The organism is Pusillimonas sp. (assembly GCF_035515275.1).
In the GTDB taxonomy this organism is placed as follows: domain Bacteria; phylum Pseudomonadota; class Gammaproteobacteria; order Burkholderiales; family Burkholderiaceae_B; genus Pusillimonas.
Genome location: NZ_DATJBQ010000104.1, coordinates 1 through 17,116, shown reverse-complemented (window position 1 = coordinate 17,116; position 17,116 = coordinate 1). Strand labels below are relative to the sequence as shown.

Sequence of the window (17,116 nt, the reverse complement as noted above, 5' to 3'; positions counted from 1 at the left end):
CACGCCCGTCGCAGGAGACGGTTAAATGACTGCAGCAGTATTCGATGTAAATGAAATGCGCGCCGAGGCCGATGAGTTTCGGCATTATGTTGCGCGTTGGGTCGACGAGCGCCTTGTGCCCGAAGCGGCGCGGCTCGATGAAGAAAGTGATTTCGGCCACGAACTGTTTCGCGAACTGGGGCAGTTGGGCTACTACGGTGCCATGTACCCCGAAAGCGCCGGCGGTAGCGGTCTGAAGTACCCCTACACCTGCTTTACGGTGCTGTGCGAAGAACTCGCGCGTGGCTCGGTATCGTTTGCTGCATCGGTGTGCATGCAAGGTTCTACCGCCACGCACACCATCTTTCAATGGGGCGGGCCGGCGCTGCACAAGCAGTATCTCGAGCCTGCACTGCGCGGTGAAAAAATCGGTGCGTTCGCCATTACCGAACCTGGCTCGGGCTCGGATGCCGCCTCGCTGCGCACACGCGCCACTCGCTGCGAAGGCGGGTTCCGCCTAAATGGATCCAAGATCTTTACCACCAATGGTACGGTGGCCGACTTTATTACCGTTGTCGCCACCACCGATCCGTCCAAGGGTCTGAAAGGCCTGGACCTGTTTCTGGTTCCCACTGATTCACCGGGGTTTTCGGTGGGCCGCAAGCTGGACAAGTTTTCGGTGCGGGCCTCGGATACCGCCGAGCTGGTGTTCGCCGACGTGTTCGTGCCCGATGACCACTACCTCAACGACGGCCAGGCTTCGGGGTTCTTGAATGCGTATAAGTCGCTCACTGTCGACCGCATCTTTACCGCCGCCTTGGGCCTGGGCAACGGCCGTGCGGCTTACGAGGCAGCTCTGGCCTACGCCAAAGAGCGCTCGCAGTTCGGCCAGCCCATCGGAAAATTCCAGGCCGTGCAGTTCAAGCTGGTAGACATGTTGGCCCTGCTTGAGCAGTCGCGCCTGTACACCTACCACGCGGCCGAGCTGGCCGACCGGGGCGACCCCATTACCACCGAGGCGGCCTTGGCCAAGATCGTGGCCGGAGACGGCGGGAACCAGGTATGCCAGATGGCCATGTCCCTATTCGGCGGTTACGGGCTTATGAATGAATTCCCCGTACAGCGCTTCTTGCGCGACGCTTATTTTCCCTTGGTGGGCGGCGGCACCAGCGACATCATGCGCTTGATCGTCGCGCGGCAACTAGGATTCTGAGGGAAAGTACGAATTTCGTTGATCGAATAAATAGTGCATTTTATTGCATAAGTTATGTTGCTTAGCCGATATTTGGGCATAATTATGCCTCTTTGGCATCCCGGCCATAGCACGGCCAAAAATGGAACAGTACGTGGCGGTAACGCGCTTTATGAAACAAGTTGAACAATCGGAGACATCCACATGAAAAAAAGTCTTTTGGCCCTGGTTCTGGCCGCAGCAGTACCCTTCGCGGCCGGCGCCGAAATTACGGTAGGCATCATTACCGGGGCCACCGGGCCGGGCGCGTCGCTGGGCATCCCTTATAAAAATACCTTTTCGGTCGTGCCCCAAACCCTGGGCGGCGAACCGGTGCGTTACGTCATCGTCGACGACGCCACCGACATCACCACCTCGGTCAGGCTGGCACGCAAGCTCATTCAAGAAGACAAGGTCGACCTGATCATCGGCTCAAGCAGTGTGCCCACCGCCATTGCCGTGGCCGAAGTGGCCTCCGAGCTTAAAACGCCCCAAATCTCGCTTTCGCCCACACCCATCAAGGCTGAAGACAACGCCTGGTCATTCTCGGTGCCGCAGCCCATCAATATCATGATGGGCTCGCAGGTCGAGCACATGAAGAAAAACGGCATCAAAACGGTGGGCTACCTGGGCTTTGCCGACTCTTGGGGCGAACTGGTGCTTTCGGGCCTGAAAGCCACCATTCCAGACGCCGGTATCAAGCTGGTGGCCGAAGAGCGCTACGGCCGTATCGACACCAGCGTGTCGGGCCAGGTGCTTAAGCTTATCGCCGCCAAGCCCGACGCCGTTGTGCTGGGTGGCTCGGGCACGCCCGGCGCGCTGCCGCAGGTGGCCCTGCGCGAGCGCGGCTACAAGGGCCCTATCTACCATAACCACGGTGTCATCAATAAAGACTTCCTGCGTGTAGGCGGCAAAGCGCTTGAAGACGCTTACGCACCCACCGGCCCGGTCATGGTGGCCGAGCAGTTGCCCGACAGCAACCCCATCAAGAAGGTTGCGCTTGAGTTCACCAAGGCCTACGAAGGCCAGTTCGGCGAAGGTTCCCGCAACGCGTTTGCCGCTTATTCGTGGGACGCCTACCTGCTGGCCGACAACGCCGTTGCTACGGCTCTTAAAAACGCCAAGCCCGGCACCAACGAGTTCCGCACCGCCATTCGCGAGGCGCTTGAAAACAGCGAAGAGGTGGTGGGCACTCACGGCGTCTACAACATGTCGCCCACCAATCACACCGGCGTCGATCAACGCGCCAGCGCGCTGGTGCAGGTCAAGAACGGCGACTGGAAGCTGGTGGAATAACGCCGGCTGCATCGCAGCGAACAGGGTTGCCGGCGCCGTTGCAACGGCGGCGCAGCGCCCAACTGCTTGGTAAGGACGGCCCGCTGTAGTTACAGCGGGCCGTTTTGCTTGGCGTGCAAGACTCGCGTGCTGTTACTTAATACATGGCCGGCACATACATGTCTCTAGGCACAGGGTGGCGGAAGTAGTCGGGGTTGTACACACGCTCGGGCAGCTTGATTTCAGGGTGCTCGAGCTCGCCGTATGGAATCTGTCCCAATAGGTGACGAATGCAGTTCAGGCGGGCGCGCTTTTTGTCCACGCCGTCAACAATCCACCAGCGTGCCTCGGGAATATGCGTGCGCTCGAGCATGATCTCTTTGGCCTTGGTGTACGATTCCCAGCGGCGGCGCGACTCAAGATCCATGGGGCTGAGCTTCCATTGCTTGAGCGGGTCGTGTATGCGCATCATGAAGCGGGTGTGTTGCTCGTCATCGGTAATCGAAAACCAGTACTTCACCAAAATAATGCCCGAGCGCACCAGCATTTTTTCAAACTCGGGCACCGAGCGAAAGAACTCTTCGTACTCGTCGTCGGTGCAAAAGCCCATGACCTTTTCAACGCCCGCCCGGTTGTACCAGCTGCGGTCGAACAGCACCATTTCCCCGCCTGCGGGCAGGTGAGACACATAGCGCTGAAAATACCATTGCGTGCGTTCGCGCTCATTGGGAGCCGGCAACGCCGCCACCCGGCAGATGCGGGGGTTCAGGCGCTGAGTAATGCGCTTGATGGCGCCGCCCTTGCCGGCCGCATCGCGCCCCTCGAACAGCACCACGATTTTCAGTTTGTTTTCCTGCACCCAGTCCTGGAGCTTGACCAGTTCACGCTGCAGGCGAAACAGCTCGGTGAAATAAAACCGGCGATCCAGGCGCCCGTCCGGCGTGGGCCCTTGCGCGGGGGCTTCCAGCAACAGTTCGTCGATGCGTTCATCGTCCAGCTCCATTTCGAGTTCTTCGTCGAAACTGTCTATAAGCTCGGCTTCAACGCGTTGCGCCGGTGTGGGGTTGGGGTTGGACGAGTGAGGGTCGGTCATGGTGATAAGAAAGGGGCAAACAGGGCGGAAGTTCAAAAACGGTTAGTTTGTACTATAGATCTGGCGATTTCATGACAGTGCGTTCAAAGCCCCTGGCTTGCGTCCGAAGGCGGAAGGTCCTTCGTGCTTATACGCACTAAGCATAAATTTATTCCTACTTATTATTGGATGGAATAAAACAGCTAAGGGATACTACTAAGACAGGGCGCAAAAACGCGCGTGCATTGTCTCAGAATCAAGGTCTCCGCTGTTCATGTCTCAACCATCCCCCCGTCAAATCAAACTTGCCGCCTACGTCATGGCAGGACCCGTTTCCGGTCATCATGGCGGCTGGCGTTACCCGTCCGCCCGGCACGACATCCTTTCTCTGGATTTTTATCGAAACATCGGCCGTTCGCTCGAAGACGGCAAGTTCGACATGCTGTTCATGCCCGACATCCAGGCCTTACCGCGCCGGCACGGCGACAGCCTGGAAAGCCAGTTGCGCTACGGCGCCCTGGGAGCCCTGCGGCTTGACCCAATGGTCGTGCTGTCGATGGTGGCTGCAAGCACCACGCACCTGGGCCTGGCCAGCACTATCTCCACCTCGTATTTCGAGCCGTTTCATGTGGCCCGCGAGTTGGCCACGCTGGATCACCTGAGTGGTGGCCGGGTCGCGTGGAATATTGTGACCTCGTTTCAAAAGGCCGAGGCCAATAACTACGGCCGCAGCGATCAGCTTTCGCGCGAAGAACGTTACGACCGCGCAGATGAATTTCTGGACGTTACCTGCAAGTTGTGGGACAGCTGGAAGGACAACGCCCTGGTGCAGGATCGCGCCGAGCCCAAGTTCGCCGAGCCCAGCGCGGTAAGCGCTATCTCGCATCACGGAAAATGGTTCAACGTTGAAGGTCCGCTGAACGTGAGCCGCTCCCCGCAGGGACGCCCCGTGTTTATTCAGGCCGGCGCCTCGAACCGGGGGCGCGACTTCGCCGCCAAATGGGCCGAGGTTATTTTTGTGACCCACTCTTCGCTTGAGTCGGCACAAGAGTTTTACCGCGACATCAAAGAACGTGCCGTCAAGTTCGGCCGCGACCCGGATCAAGTTTCCGTCCTGCTGGGCATGGTTCCCGTCGTGGGCGAAACTGCTTCGATAGCAAGCGAAAAGCAGGCGCTGCTCGACTCCCTGGCCGACCCCGAGGCAGGTCTTTCGACGCTGTCGTATCAGCTGGACATCGACCTTTCAGCCTATCCGTCTGATTCGGTCCTGCCGACAGTTGATGTGGGTGGCGTGCAGGGTCATTACAAGGAAGTTGCCGAGCTGACCCAGAAACAGGGTCTGTCGCTTAAGGAAATCGGCAAGCGCTATGCGGTCGGCCCCTTAAGCAATTTCAACGGCACGGGCACCGCAGTTGCCGAAGAGATGCAACGCTGGTTCGAGGCGCGTGCTTGCGACGGTTTCATGGTGCAGGTGCCCTATCTGCCGGGCGGAATCGAAGACTTCGTGCACTTGGTGGTACCCGAGCTGCAAACGCGCGGCCTGTACCGTAGCGAGTACACCGGCACCACGCTGCGCGATCACCTGGGTCTGGCACGCCCGGCAAACTGATGTGCCCCCTTATTGGCCTGAAGCAACGGAACACCCCATGAAATCACTTTTCGTATTCTCGCGCCGCAGCTTGCTGAAAGGCGCCCTGAGCGCCGGCGCCTTGTTGGCTGTGCCTTCCTTCGTCCATGCGGCCGACGTGCCGGTCATCCGGTACGCCTCGGCAGGCGTCGTGGGGCCCGGAGAGCTTGAAACCGTCATTTTTAGCGATTGGTTCAAGCAGAACGTGCTGACGCGTCATGGTAAGGACTATGTCATTGAAACCACGACTGCGCGCGGCACGCCCGGCGTGGCTACTTTGCTGGCTGCGGGTCAGGCCGACCTGGGTACGCTGGCCTTTACCAGTTTTGCCACCGTGCTGGCACAGCAGGCAGTGCCCGGCGGTGTTACCGCCATTGCCGAGATTCATAAAGACGGCGTAAAAGGTTATGCCTCGAACCCATTCGTCGTGCTGGAAGACAGCCCCATCAAGACAATCGCCGACCTTAAAGGCAAGAGAGTTGCGGTCAATGCCTTCAACGGCAGCGTGGATATTATCTTGCGCATTGCGCTCGAGCAGCAGGGGCTTGATCCGCGCAAAGACGTGCGCGTGGTCGAGATGCCCTTCGGCAATATCGGCACCGCCTTACGACAAAAACGCATTGAGGCGGGTGTGCTGGCCATGCCGTTTCAGGTCGACGAAATGAAGAAAGGGGGCATGCGCGTGGTGTTCGATGCGGTGGGCGTCGTCCCGCCATACCCGATCCTGTTCCAGGCAGCAAGGACGGAGTTCCTGCAAGAGCACCCGGATGCCGTGCGCGCCTGGCTGGCCGATTATGTAGATGCGGTCAAATGGATCTACGCCCCGGAGAACCGCGAGAAGCTCATTGAGGTGACCGCCGACCTGGCCAAGACACCGGCTGAATCCCTGAACGAGTATTTTCTGACCGAAAAGGATTTCTATCGCGACGCCGATTCGTGCATTTCGGCTTCGGGCCTGCAGGCCCCGGTTGACGCCATGGCCAAGCTGGGTCTGTTGCCTGAAGCGGTGGATGTTGCGCCGTTCGTCGACTCGTCCTACCTGCCCGGACCCTGCTCGAAATGACGGTTGGTGTAAAACCCGCTGTTGTCGTCCAGGGCTTGCATAAGGAGTTTACGCAAAAGGGCGACAACGTCGTTGCGTTGACGGACGTGAACCTTTCCATTCCCGATGGCGAGTTTGCCTCTATCGTGGGACCGTCGGGCTGTGGCAAAAGTACCTTGCTGTACATTCTTGGCGGGTTTGTGAAGCCCTCGTCGGGCAAGGCATACAGCGAAGGCAAGCTCATTACCGGCCCCGGCGTTGATCGCGGCATTGTGTTCCAGGAGTACGCGCTTTTTCCGTGGCTTACCGTGTACGACAACATCGCCTACGGTTTGCGCCGCAAGGGGGTGGGCGAGGCCCGGATTCGCCAAACGGTCGAGCGCTATATAAGCCTGATTCATCTGGACGGTTTCGAGCAGCGGTATCCGCGCGAACTGTCGGGCGGCATGCGCCAGCGCGTCGCACTGGCCCGCACCTTCGCTTATGAACCCGACATACTGCTGCTGGACGAGCCGTTCGGCGCACTCGACGCCCAGACTCGCGAGTTCATGCAGGACGAGCTGTTGCGGCTTTGGGAGTCATCGGGCAAAACGGTCATTATGGTCACGCACGATATCGGCGAGGCGGTGTACCTTTCTAACAAGATCTATGTCATGTCGCGCCGGCCGGGAACCATGGTGCGCGAGTTCAACGTCGACATGGACCGCAAGCAGGGCCGCGAGGCAGTGACCTTGTCTGACGCCTACGCTCATCTGCGCAACGAAGTGTGGCTGGCGGTTCGCGAACAGGTGTTGCGCTCGGGGAAAGAGCAGTCGGCATGAGCAGCACCTCTTTATGTATGGAACGTTGTGGTCGTTGGGCAGTGGGCGCCGCCTCGGTGCTCACCGTATTCGGCATTTGGTATGGCGCCACCACTTTGCAATGGCTGTCGCCCGGTTTTGTACCCGAGCTGCCGGCGGTGTTCAGCGCTTTGGTTCATCTGGCCAACTCGGGGGAGCTCGCCCAAAACATGGGCGCCACGATTGCCACGAGCTTGCTGGGTTACGGGGTGGGCCTGGCGCTTGGGGTGACCCTGGGTCTGTTCATGGCCGTCTCGCCCCAGGCCAACGGGTTTTTTTCGCCGCTGGTGCGCAGCACCTATTCGCTGCCAAAAACCACCTTGATCCCGCTGCTGGTGCTGTGGTTCGGCGTCGGAGGAATGACCAACATCATCGTGATTGCCATTACCGCCATGCTTCCGCTGGTGGTGTATACCCATCGCGGCACCGCCGAAACACCGAAGGTGCTCGTGTGGAGCGCCCTGTCCCTGGGTACCCGGCGGCGCGACATTATGTGGCGCGTTCTATTGCCTGCGGCCATGCCGTCAATACTGACCGGCGCCCGCGTGGCCTGGGGGTTTACGCTGCTGGTCGCCATTTCGTGCGAGATGATTGTTTCCAACCTTGGCATTGGCCGGCTGATCTTTCAGTATGGTGACCAAGGCAGTTACGACTACATGTTCGCGGCGCTGTTTGCCACGATAGTGGTCGCCTATTTTTTTGATGCCGCCTTGCGCCGCTTCTCGCGCTTTGCCTTGAGGTGGCATGAAACGGCACACAGCCATGCTTGATACGTACCTTAAACCCGGTGCCGGGCGTTTGCGCACCCTGGTCCTTGCCATTTACCCGCTGGTGCTGGTCGCCATTGTCTGGCAAGTGGTAAGCAGCCTGGGCCTGGTTCGCCCCCTGTTTCTGCCGATGCTTAGTGTGGTGCTGACCGAGCTGTGGCAGCTGATTCAGTCAGGCGAGCTTTTTGCATTGCTATGGACCAGTATGTTCAGGGCCATTTCCGGTGTGGCGCTTGCTGCGGTTGCGGGCATTGCCATCGGGTTCTTATGTTCAGAGTACCGGCTGTTGCGCTGGGTGTGCGAGCCGTTCGTGGCGTTCGGGTTTCCATTGCCCAAAATTGCTCTGATTCCAGTGTTTACGGTGTGGTTCGGCATTGGTGATGTTTCCAAGATAGTCCTGGTTTTTGCCACCTGTGTTTTCCCCTTTATTGTCGCGGCCCAGGCCGGCGCCGACCGCATCCCGACAAAACTGCGCTGGGCGGCGCAGTCGATGGGTACGCGCAATTCAGACATGTTCCGACATGTGATTTTGCCGGCCACCTTGCCGTCGCTGTTCACTGGCTTGCGCATTGCCTTGCCCATCGGGCTGATTACGGTTTTTACCGCCGAGATGGTTACCGGCGGCGGCCTGGGTGAGGCCATTGTCCTGGCTCAACGCTACTTTCAGTCGGCCCAGGTCTACGCCCTTGTATTGGTCACCATGCTGGTCGGCTATTTGATGGACGTCGGCATTGTGCGGGCACAGCGGCGGCTCTTGAGCTGGGCCGAAGCCTGACGCGCCGACTTGATTTCTACTGCGAGTACACGCATGACAGTTAACGAAAAGATATTGAACGTTCAAACCCCCGACGAAGGCAGAGTGCCGGGCTTTCTGGTTGAAACCGAGTGGCTGGCCCGTCACCTGGACGACCCGGGATTGCTGGTATTTGACTGCACCGCCAATATGGTGGTGGACCCGATTGTGCAGCAACGCGTGCATGCCGAGCGTGCTGCGTTCGAAGCGGGGCATATCAAGGGGGCGCAGTTTATTGATATAGACCTGGATCTATCCGATAAATGGCATCGCTACCACCTGATGCTGCCCAATGCCGCCGACTTCAAACGCAGCATAGAGCGTCTGGGCGTCAGCAATGACAGCACCGTGGTCATCTACAGTACAGGCAATATCTGGTGGGCTACGCGAGTATGGTGGATGCTGCGTGTCTATGGTTTTGACCATGCGCATATTCTGAACGGCAGCTATAAAAAATGGGTGGCCGAAGGGCGTCCCGTTGAGACCGGGCCGTCGCAGCCCCGCGCGCAAGGCAACTTTGTTCCCACGCCCCCTGCGCCGTTGGTTGCGTCGCTTGAAGACGTCAAGGCTGCGTTGAACGACGACCAAACCTGCCTCATCAATGCATTGCGACCCGCCCAGTTCAGCGGTGAGGAAATGCCGCGCAAGGGCCGACCTGGCCGCATACCCCGCAGCATCAGCCTGCCTGCCGCCAATGTGCTGACCGCAGACGGGCGGTTCCTTGAGGGCGAAGCTTTGCACGAGGTGCTCCACAACGCGGGTGTCAAGGGCGGCGAACGCGTCATTACCTATTGTGGCGGCGGCGTCTCGGCCAGCGCCGTGGCCTTTGTGCTGATGATGTCGGGCCACCCCGATGTACGGATCTATGATGCCTCATTGGCAGAGTGGGGCAGCGACCTTAGCCTGCCCATGGAGCGGGATCTATGAGCCTGATTGTTTCGTTGGAGTTTTAAGGTGAGTATTCTTTTGCTTGCAGGCAGCCCGTCGGTGCCCTCGCGTTCGACGCGATTGCTGCAATATGTGGGCGACAAGCTGATGGTGCACGGGCACAGCGTCAGCACCCTGTACGTTCGTGACCTTCCCGCTCAGGCTTTGTTGCACGCCGATTTTTCAAACGCCGGATTACAGGAAGCCCTGAGCAGGGTGGCCCAGGCCCAGGCTGTGGTGGTGGCAACGCCTGTGTATAAGGCGGCCTATAGCGGCATACTGAAGGCGTTTCTCGATCTGTTGCCCCAGGACGGCCTGAAGCACAAGCTGGTCTTGCCCCTGGCTACCGGAGGCAGCCAATCGCACATGCTGGCCCTCGATTACGCATTGCGCCCGGTCTTGTCGTCGCTTTCGCCGCGGCATGTGTTGTCCAGCATCTACGCCACAGACGCCCAGCTTGTATGGTCTGAAACCGAAGGGCTGGTGGTGGACCCCGCGATTACCGTCCGCCTTGTTGAAGGCCTTGAAGCCCTGACCGAGTACTTGCGTGCCCGTCACTGCTCAAGGGGCGACGTGCCGGTGTTGTAGTCAGCGCATTTTGTTTGGGCGGGGGGAGTGCGCGGCAGCTTTGTAAGCCGACTATCTGGCACCTGTCTGAGCCGAGGTCGTCTTGTCGTGCAAGGCAAACTTGTCGACCATGGTGGCGCTGGCTTCGTTCAAGCCAGTCACCTTCACCTCGACCGACTCCCGCTGAAACTTCTCAATGACCCGATCCAGCGCGTCAATGGCGGTGATGTCCCAAAAGTGGGCTTGGCTGACGTCGATGCGTACCTGTTCTATGGATTCTTTGTAATCGAATGAGTCGGTAAAGCGCTCGGCTGAGGCAAAAAATACCTGGCCGGTAACTGTGTATGCGCGCGCACGCCCCTCGTCTTCGGGCTGCGAGCGTACCTGCAGGATTCTGCCCACTTTGTAGGCAAAGAACAGACCCGACAGCAGCACGCCCACCAGAACCCCCTTGGCCAGGTCGTGGGTGCCTACCGTAACGGCAACCGTGGCCAGCATCACAATGCTGGAGCTTTTCGGGTGGGTGCGCAGGTCGCGAATGGAAGACCATTTGAAGGTGCCGATGGACACCATGATCATGACCGCCACCAGGGCCGCCATGGGTATGCGGGCCACCCAGTCGCCCAAGAACACAACCAGAACCAGCAGCATCGCGCCCGCCGTCAGGGTCGACAGACGGCCCCTTCCGCCCGAGCGTACGTTGATGACCGACTGGCCGATCATGGCGCAACCGGCCATACCACCCAGAAAACCGGTGGTGATGTTGGCCAGGCCTTGTCCGACGCACTCGCGGTTCTTATTGCTGTTGGTGTTGGTCATGTCGTCGACGATCGACGCCGTCATCATAGATTCAAGCAGGCCCACCACCGCCAGGGTGGCCGACACGGGAAAGATGATTTTCAGGGTTTCCAGGTTAAGCGGCACATCGGGCAGCAAGAATACCGGCAGGCTGTCGGGCAATTGGCCCATGTCGCCTACGGTGCGAATATCCAGGCCCATTGCGATGGAAACCAGGGTTAGAACGACAATGGCCACCAGCGGCGACGGCACTGCCCGGGTCAGGCGTGGCAAGAGGTAGATAATGGCCAGGCCCGCCGCCGTTACGGCGTACACATGCCAGGTAACGTTGATCAGTTCGGGCAGTTGAGCCATAAAAATCAGTATGGCCAGTGCATTCACGAACCCCGTGATCACCGAGCGCGAAACAAAGCGCATCAATACGTCCAGCTTCAGCCATCCGGCCACAATCTGCAAAATTCCGGTCAATACTGTGGCGGCCAGCAAGTACTGCAAGCCGTGCTCTTTGACCAGCATCACCATGACCAGTGCCATTGCCCCGGTTGCGGCCGAAATCATGCCCGGGCGCCCGCCTGCAAAGGCAATAACCACCGCCATACTGAACGAGGCGTATAGACCTACTTTGGGGTCGACCCCGGCAATAATGGAAAACGCGATGGCTTCGGGGATCAGTGCAAGCGCGACAACCAGGCCGGCCAATACATCGTTTCGAACATTAAACAGCCAGACCTGGCGAAAGGAATTCATCATTGATTAAACAGGGAAAAGGCAGGTTCCCAGGGCGGCACCGTAAAACCGGTGCCCCTCGGGTTGTTGATGCAAGCCATGCTTTTGCTTGCACTGGAATTGGGCGCAACCCGTCGGGTGGAAGCCCGAGGACAGGAACAGAGTTTAGCTTATTGATTATTTCGTCATGCCGAGCGGCCGAAAAATGGCCGGCCGCAGCGCCAAGGCCAGGCCTGCTCCCCTAAGCCCGTTGAAGATCAGAAAAGAGACCCACAAGCCGTGATTTGCCCATAGGGGTAGCAAGATCAACGATAGGATCAGGAAGCTGGCCGAACACGCCACCATAATCAGCATCAGCGGCCGTGTGCGGGTGGCACCCATGAACACGCCGTCGTACAAATAGGCAGGCATGGATACAAGCGGCGCCAGCGCAGCCCAGATCAGGTATTGGTCGGCCAGTTCCGCGATGGTGGGCTGGTCGGTAAGCAGCCGAATCAAGGCGTCGCCCGCCAGGGCGTAAACCAGCATGTACAGTACCGAGCCCACCAGCCCCCACACCATGCAAACCCGAATCACCCGCGCCAGGCGCTTCGCGTTGCGCTGACCCACGGCCGAGCCGCTCAGGGTTTCCGCTGCATGCGCGAACCCGTCCAGCCCATAGGCGGTAAAGCTAAGAAAGTTCAGCAAAATGGCGTTGGCGGCCAGCATGGCGTCGCCCTGCTGCGCACCCAGGTGGGTAAACCAGGCCATGGATGCCAGAAGGCAGGCAGTACGAACGAATAGATGGCCGTTTATTTGAATTAGCCGGCGCAGCGCCGTGGGTTCGATCACTTCGCGCCAGCGGATGGTTCTGATCTGCGCCCGGTAGCTGCGCCATATCAGCCAGGCCCCCACAGCCGCGCCGCTGATGTCGGCCACGGCAGTTGCCCGGCCGATGCCCGCCACACCCCAGTCCAGCCCGTAGACAAATGCGAACACGGCGACCAAATTCACCACGTTGATCAGTAATTGAATGGCCAGCGCAACGCGCACCCGCTGACAGCCCAGCAGCCAACCCAGAATGACGTAATTGGTCAGCGTAAATGGTGCCGACCACACCCGACCGTTTGCGTACAAACGGGCCTGCTCCGCGGCGTCGGCCGAGGCGCCCAACAAGGCGATGCCGGCGTCAATCAGGGGGCGCTGCAACAGCAGTATGGCCAGGCCTATGGTGGCGGCAAGAAGTACGCCACGCCCCACAGTAAGCACGATGGATTCCGCCTTGCCCGCGCCAAAGTACTGCGCCACCAAGCCGGTGGTGCCCATGCGCAGAAAGCCAAACACCCAGAAAAGCAGATTGAAGAAAATGCTGCCCAGGGCAACGCCGGCAAGGTGTTGCGCGCCAGGCAGATGGCCCGCAACCGCCGTATCGACGGCGGACATCAGGGGCAGGGTAAGATTGGCCAAAATAATAGGAATGGCCAAATACAGCACGTAGCGATAACTAAGGTGATGGGGTGGGGCGGCAGGCATACCGTAGCATACGAAAAACGGCGCTTACTTGCTTTGCGTGTGCTTATTCGACAGTTGCCTCATCCAGATAGGGCAGGATCAGCTCCCGGAAGTCTTGCGGGATTTCAGTGGGGCGGGTCTGCTCCAGCGAGGCAAATACGACAATAAGCCTGCCCTCGACGCGTACCGCATTGTCGGCGTCGCACAGGCGCACCAGCATGTGCATCGAGCTGCGGCCCATTTTTGTAACGGTCAGTTTGCTGACCAATTGGTCGCCCAGCTTGCTGGGAATGCGGAAATCAACCTGAAGATTAGCCATGGGTATGCCCATGCCGTGATTCATGTGCAGGTTGTAAAAACCTATCTTCAGCCCATGGTTGAACCAGTGCTCGACGGTGTCGTGCAGCATTTCGGTATAGCGGGGGTAAAACACAATGCCCGCGGGGTCGCAGTGTTTGAAGCCGATTTCTATCGGCATTTCGTGAGTCGAAGACATATTTTTCCTGGCTAACTTGCTTGCCGGCTAACGGTGGTTTCCGTTAGCCGCTCTAGTGTTCATGGGTTTAAGTGTTTTGTGGTGCCGAAGCTTGCAAGGCGGCAAGCTGGTCGTGAAGCTGTATGCCTTGCTCGTCGGCCAGTGCCGCTATTCTAAGCGCTGCCAGTTGTTGGGCGTGCTTTTGTGCCTCGTCGCTGGTGCACTTTACGCGAGAGAACGCCGGCAAGGTCAGTTTTTCTCGTCGCCTGCCGGCTGTTTAGGGGGGCGACAGGCGGTCGAGCCGCAAACGATGCCGGTTGTCGGTGGCGCGCCACAGCGCCAATGAGGTGGCGGCCAGGGCGCCAAGCCCCGCGCCGCCGGCCAACAGGAACATGACCAGTATCTGATACTTGGCGGCCTCGAATGGCGCCATGCCGGCCAGAATTTGCCCGGTCATCATGCCGGGAAGCGTAATAATGCCGGCCGCCGACATTTGATTGACGATAGGAATCAGCCCGCTACGTAATGCATTGCGCTGCAGGGGCTTAAGGGCGTCGCCGCGCGTGGCACCCAAGGCAAGCTGAGCTTCGATGGCGGGCCGTTCGCGCAACAAACCGGTATTGAAGACGTTTAAACTGATACTGACGCCGTTCATGACGCTGCCCAAGATAATGCCCATGAACGGTATGAACACTTCGGGCATATGCCAGGGCGCTGAACGTAGCGTGCTTATCGCAAAAAGCATGACCAGAACCGCCGCTGCCGTGGTGGCGTATGCGCCGATTCCCACGCCCCAGGCTGCCGCAAAACGCTGCTTCTGGCGGGACCAGACCTCATAGCTGGCCAGCGCGATCATTAGCGCAGCGAGCCCCAGCATCAGGGGTATGGATGCCGAGGCAAAAACGCTTTTCAATACCAGACCCACCAGCAATAACTGTACGGTGGCGCGCACGGCGGCGATGATCAATGCCCGACCAAGCTTCAGGTTGAGTAGTAACGAGAGCGTGGCATTAAGCAGCACCAGTAACGAGGCGATGGCCAGGTCGTAGTACGTAAGTAGCGGGGCGCTCATGATGCTTCCTGTGAAACGCTGGGTTCAAGGAACGCACCAGCATTGCCTGACAGTGCTTCCCGGCTTATTTCCGTAATGTTGCCGTCGTCAAGATGAACATGCCTTGTTCCCATGCGACGTGCCTGGTCGACATCGTGCGTAACCAGCACGATGGCCGTGCCGGCATCCATGCGCGCGCGCAGCAAGGTCTCGACCATGGCCACGCTGTGCGGATCCAGCGCCGAGGTGGGTTCGTCGAGCAGCAGGACACGGTTGGCGGGCCCCAGGGCGCGCAGCAAAGCCAGGCGCTGGCGTTCGCCCGTAGATAGGCGCGTCGTGGGCCAATCAACTACCTTTTTATCGATGCCAATCTGCGGCAGCAGCGCCTGAAGATCGATGTCTTGATAAAAATGCCTGCCGACCGTGTCGGCCCACCACCCCGACTCTGCAGGCACGTAGGTTACTTGGCGGCGCCACTGGGGCGCCGGCATGCTGGAGCACGCAACGCCTTCAAGAAAGCAATCGCCTTTGTGGGGGTCAAGGTCGGCGATCATACGCAATAGCAGGCTCTTGCCGGCGCCCGACCGCCCGCTTACAGAAATGCATTCGCCCCGGTTAACCACCAGGTCAATCGGGCCGATATGCAGCCGACGCAATTTTTTTATTTCCAGCATGTGATCAAGGTTGAAGGAATGTTTTGAGCGATTTTATTGCAGTCGGCACCCCTGAACGCGGGGCTATTTCAGTTTGCCGCGCAGCTGCAACACCAGCATTACCCCAACCCCAACGACCATTGCAGAAAGCAGCAGCACACCGCCCTCGACAAAACCGGACGTCAGCGCCAGGCCCCACAGTATTCCCCCCGTCCATAGCCCCCCGTCGACGGCCAGGTTCCACATGACCGAGGCGCCGCCTACGTCCATCAGGCGCATTGCCGTGTGAAGGGTAACGGTTTGAATAATGCCCACTCCCAGACCCATCAGGGCCCCCAAGGTAATCAGCATAGCGTAGCCGCCGGCCCAGATTCCCAGAGCTGCACCTGCAGCGAGCAGGGCGGCGCCCGCAATAATGGTAATGCCCGTGCCCGCTTTGGCCTCCAGCTCGCCCCCCAGCCAGCGCCCCAGCGCATTGCCGGCTTGTACCGAGAAGATGACGATTGCCGCATTGGCATAGGTCGAGGCCATTACCGGCAAGCTGGACAGCCCATGGGAAAGCACGACAATACCCAAGAGCAGAAACAACAACACCAGCCAAGGCGTATTTTTTGCAAACCTGAGCAGTGGCTGCTTCGTGCCTGTGTCGTCACTTGAGGCCTGGCGTGGCTCGCGGGCAAGAGCCCTTGTACGGCCTGCGCCGGCCCGGCCCACGGCGGCAGGGATCCACAGCGACAAGCCTGAGGCGATGATGCCGGCGACAAAGGCGCCTATGCCGAACGCCGACGGTGAGGACGCAAGCGCAAGGTGCACGCCCGCGGGCGCGCCCAACGCCGCAGACGCCATGGTGATCAGCCCATATACGCCCAGTGCCCTGCCCAAGCGTTTGGCCGGCACCAGCAAGGCGACGCCTTGCGCCCCTGCAACGATCAAGACGCCGAAACCCGCGCCCCCCGCGACCGCACCGATCAGCAACGTAAGTGTGTTGGTCGATGTGCCGGTTATCAAGGCACCCGCAGCCATCAGCGCGGCCGACCCTGCAAGCACCCGCCGCAGCGAGAGGCGCCGAACCAGCGCGGGCGTGAGCGCCTGCACGCCCATGACGAAAGCCATCATGGTGCCCAGAAACAGGCTGCCTAATTGAGGGGTGTCTGCCCGGGTAACGGGAATGAGCGAGTACAGGGCAAAGAAAATAGCCACGCCCAAAGATACCGCTGCAGTTAACGCGGCCAGCGGCCCCAGTGTCGAAGAGTCAGGCAGGAGTGTGTGAGCAGCAAGCTCGGAGGGTTCGTGCAATGCCATTCCCCATATGTCGTTGGGTCAAACGTACCATAGGTGGTGGTTTGCCGTTTTTTTCGGGAGAAGGCGTGCTTTGCGTGCTGTTGATGGCGTGCATGGGGGACGGGGGCGCCGGCCCCCAGCAGGCGTCCGGCATTTGTGCAGGTTCGAGCTATTTCTTGGCGCTGCGGTCAAGCACTGCGTCAACGTTTGTACTGTCAATCAGCACATGCTTGATGGCCACGTTGCCTTCCGGTTTTTTGCCGTTCAAATAATCAATCATGGTGTCGACGGCTAAACGGCCCCAGGTTACGGGGTTCAGCTCCACGGTAAGACCAAGGTCACCCGACTTGACGGCACGCAACGCGGGCGGGATGCCGTTCATGCCGGTTACAACGACCTGGCCTTTTTTCCCCAGGCTGGCCACGGCCTGCATTGCACCCAACGCCAGTTCGTCATTGGCGGCATAAATGGCTTTAAGGTTGGGGTGGGCAATTAGCGCATCTTCCGACAGTTTCAACCCCG

At 59.4% G+C, this 17,116-nt stretch carries 18 protein-coding genes; 9 read left to right on the top strand and 9 right to left on the bottom strand.

Translation table 11 applies throughout. The features are described from left to right. Positions 1-25 precede the first annotated feature (25 nt). On the top strand, positions 26-1,192 hold the full coding sequence (locus VL003_RS07805; RefSeq protein WP_325441249.1) for an acyl-CoA dehydrogenase family protein: 1,167 nt from the start codon (positions 26-28) through the stop codon (positions 1,190-1,192). 183 nt (positions 1,193-1,375) lie between these two features. Beyond that, positions 1,376-2,506 carry an ABC transporter substrate-binding protein gene (locus tag VL003_RS07800; protein WP_325441247.1) on the top strand — a complete coding sequence of 377 codons (1,131 nt, stop codon included), beginning with the start codon at positions 1,376-1,378 and terminating at the stop codon, positions 2,504-2,506. A gap of 136 nt (positions 2,507-2,642) precedes the next feature. Here the strand turns inward: VL003_RS07800 and ppk2 are convergent, their stop codons facing one another. Continuing rightward, complete coding sequence (ppk2, locus tag VL003_RS07795; protein ID WP_325441246.1) at positions 2,643-3,578, bottom strand: polyphosphate kinase 2; 936 nt, start codon at positions 3,576-3,578, stop codon at positions 2,643-2,645. A gap of 253 nt (positions 3,579-3,831) precedes the next feature. Between ppk2 and VL003_RS07790 the strand changes: the two genes are divergently transcribed. Genes VL003_RS07790 through ssuE form a run of 7 tightly spaced genes read left to right on the top strand, consistent with a single transcriptional unit; the run spans position 3,832 to position 10,140 of the window. Continuing rightward, positions 3,832-5,166, top strand: coding sequence for an LLM class flavin-dependent oxidoreductase (locus VL003_RS07790; protein WP_325441245.1), 1,335 nt, complete (start codon positions 3,832-3,834; stop codon positions 5,164-5,166). Positions 5,167-5,203: 37 nt separating this feature from the next. Beyond that, positions 5,204-6,247, top strand: coding sequence for an ABC transporter substrate-binding protein (locus tag VL003_RS07785; protein ID WP_325441244.1), 1,044 nt, complete (start codon positions 5,204-5,206; stop codon positions 6,245-6,247). After that, positions 6,244-7,047: an ABC transporter ATP-binding protein gene (locus tag VL003_RS07780; RefSeq protein ID WP_325441243.1), complete on the top strand. Its 804-nt coding sequence runs from the start codon at positions 6,244-6,246 to the stop codon at positions 7,045-7,047. Before VL003_RS07785 ends, VL003_RS07780 begins: the two co-directional genes overlap by 4 nt. Further along, positions 7,044-7,835: an ABC transporter permease gene (locus VL003_RS07775; protein WP_325441242.1), complete on the top strand. Its 792-nt coding sequence runs from the start codon at positions 7,044-7,046 to the stop codon at positions 7,833-7,835. Before VL003_RS07780 ends, VL003_RS07775 begins: the two co-directional genes overlap by 4 nt. Beyond that, positions 7,810-8,607, top strand: coding sequence for an ABC transporter permease (locus tag VL003_RS07770; RefSeq protein WP_325441240.1), 798 nt, complete (start codon positions 7,810-7,812; stop codon positions 8,605-8,607). The genes VL003_RS07775 and VL003_RS07770 overlap by 26 nt, the downstream gene beginning before the upstream one ends. A gap of 33 nt (positions 8,608-8,640) precedes the next feature. Further along, positions 8,641-9,552, top strand: coding sequence for a sulfurtransferase (locus VL003_RS07765; RefSeq protein WP_325441238.1), 912 nt, complete (start codon positions 8,641-8,643; stop codon positions 9,550-9,552). 27 nt (positions 9,553-9,579) lie between these two features. Further along, the gene (gene ssuE / locus VL003_RS07760; RefSeq protein WP_325441236.1) at positions 9,580-10,140 is read left to right on the top strand and encodes an NADPH-dependent FMN reductase; all 561 of its coding nucleotides are present in this window, start codon (positions 9,580-9,582) and stop codon (positions 10,138-10,140) included. Between the two features lie 51 nt (positions 10,141-10,191). Here ssuE and VL003_RS07755 read toward each other — a convergent pair whose 3' ends face one another. From VL003_RS07755 to VL003_RS07720, 8 genes are all read right to left on the bottom strand, one after another. Then, positions 10,192-11,667 carry a SulP family inorganic anion transporter gene (locus VL003_RS07755; protein ID WP_325441234.1) on the bottom strand — a complete coding sequence of 492 codons (1,476 nt, stop codon included), beginning with the start codon at positions 11,665-11,667 and terminating at the stop codon, positions 10,192-10,194. A gap of 153 nt (positions 11,668-11,820) precedes the next feature. Continuing rightward, on the bottom strand, positions 11,821-13,155 hold the full coding sequence (locus tag VL003_RS07750; protein WP_325441232.1) for an MATE family efflux transporter: 1,335 nt from the start codon (positions 13,153-13,155) through the stop codon (positions 11,821-11,823). A 43-nt stretch (positions 13,156-13,198) separates the two neighbouring features. After that, positions 13,199-13,630 (bottom strand): acyl-CoA thioesterase, encoded by a 432-nt coding sequence (locus VL003_RS07745; protein ID WP_325441230.1) that lies wholly within the window; start codon positions 13,628-13,630, stop codon positions 13,199-13,201. A 67-nt stretch (positions 13,631-13,697) separates the two neighbouring features. Then, on the bottom strand, positions 13,698-13,856 hold the full coding sequence (locus VL003_RS07740; RefSeq protein ID WP_325441228.1) for a hypothetical protein: 159 nt from the start codon (positions 13,854-13,856) through the stop codon (positions 13,698-13,700). Between the two features lie 30 nt (positions 13,857-13,886). Further along, complete coding sequence (locus tag VL003_RS07735) at positions 13,887-14,681, bottom strand: ABC transporter permease (RefSeq protein WP_325441226.1); 795 nt, start codon at positions 14,679-14,681, stop codon at positions 13,887-13,889. After that, on the bottom strand, positions 14,678-15,334 hold the full coding sequence (locus VL003_RS07730) for an ABC transporter ATP-binding protein (RefSeq protein WP_325441224.1): 657 nt from the start codon (positions 15,332-15,334) through the stop codon (positions 14,678-14,680). The genes VL003_RS07735 and VL003_RS07730 overlap by 4 nt, the downstream gene beginning before the upstream one ends. A gap of 63 nt (positions 15,335-15,397) precedes the next feature. Next, a complete protein-coding gene (locus tag VL003_RS07725) occupies positions 15,398-16,615 on the bottom strand; it encodes an MFS transporter (protein WP_325441222.1) in 1,218 nt (405 codons plus the stop codon). Between the two features lie 148 nt (positions 16,616-16,763). Next, positions 16,764-17,116, bottom strand: a 353-nt coding sequence (locus tag VL003_RS07720) for a substrate-binding domain-containing protein (protein ID WP_325441220.1), incomplete at its 5' end; no start/stop codon positions are given.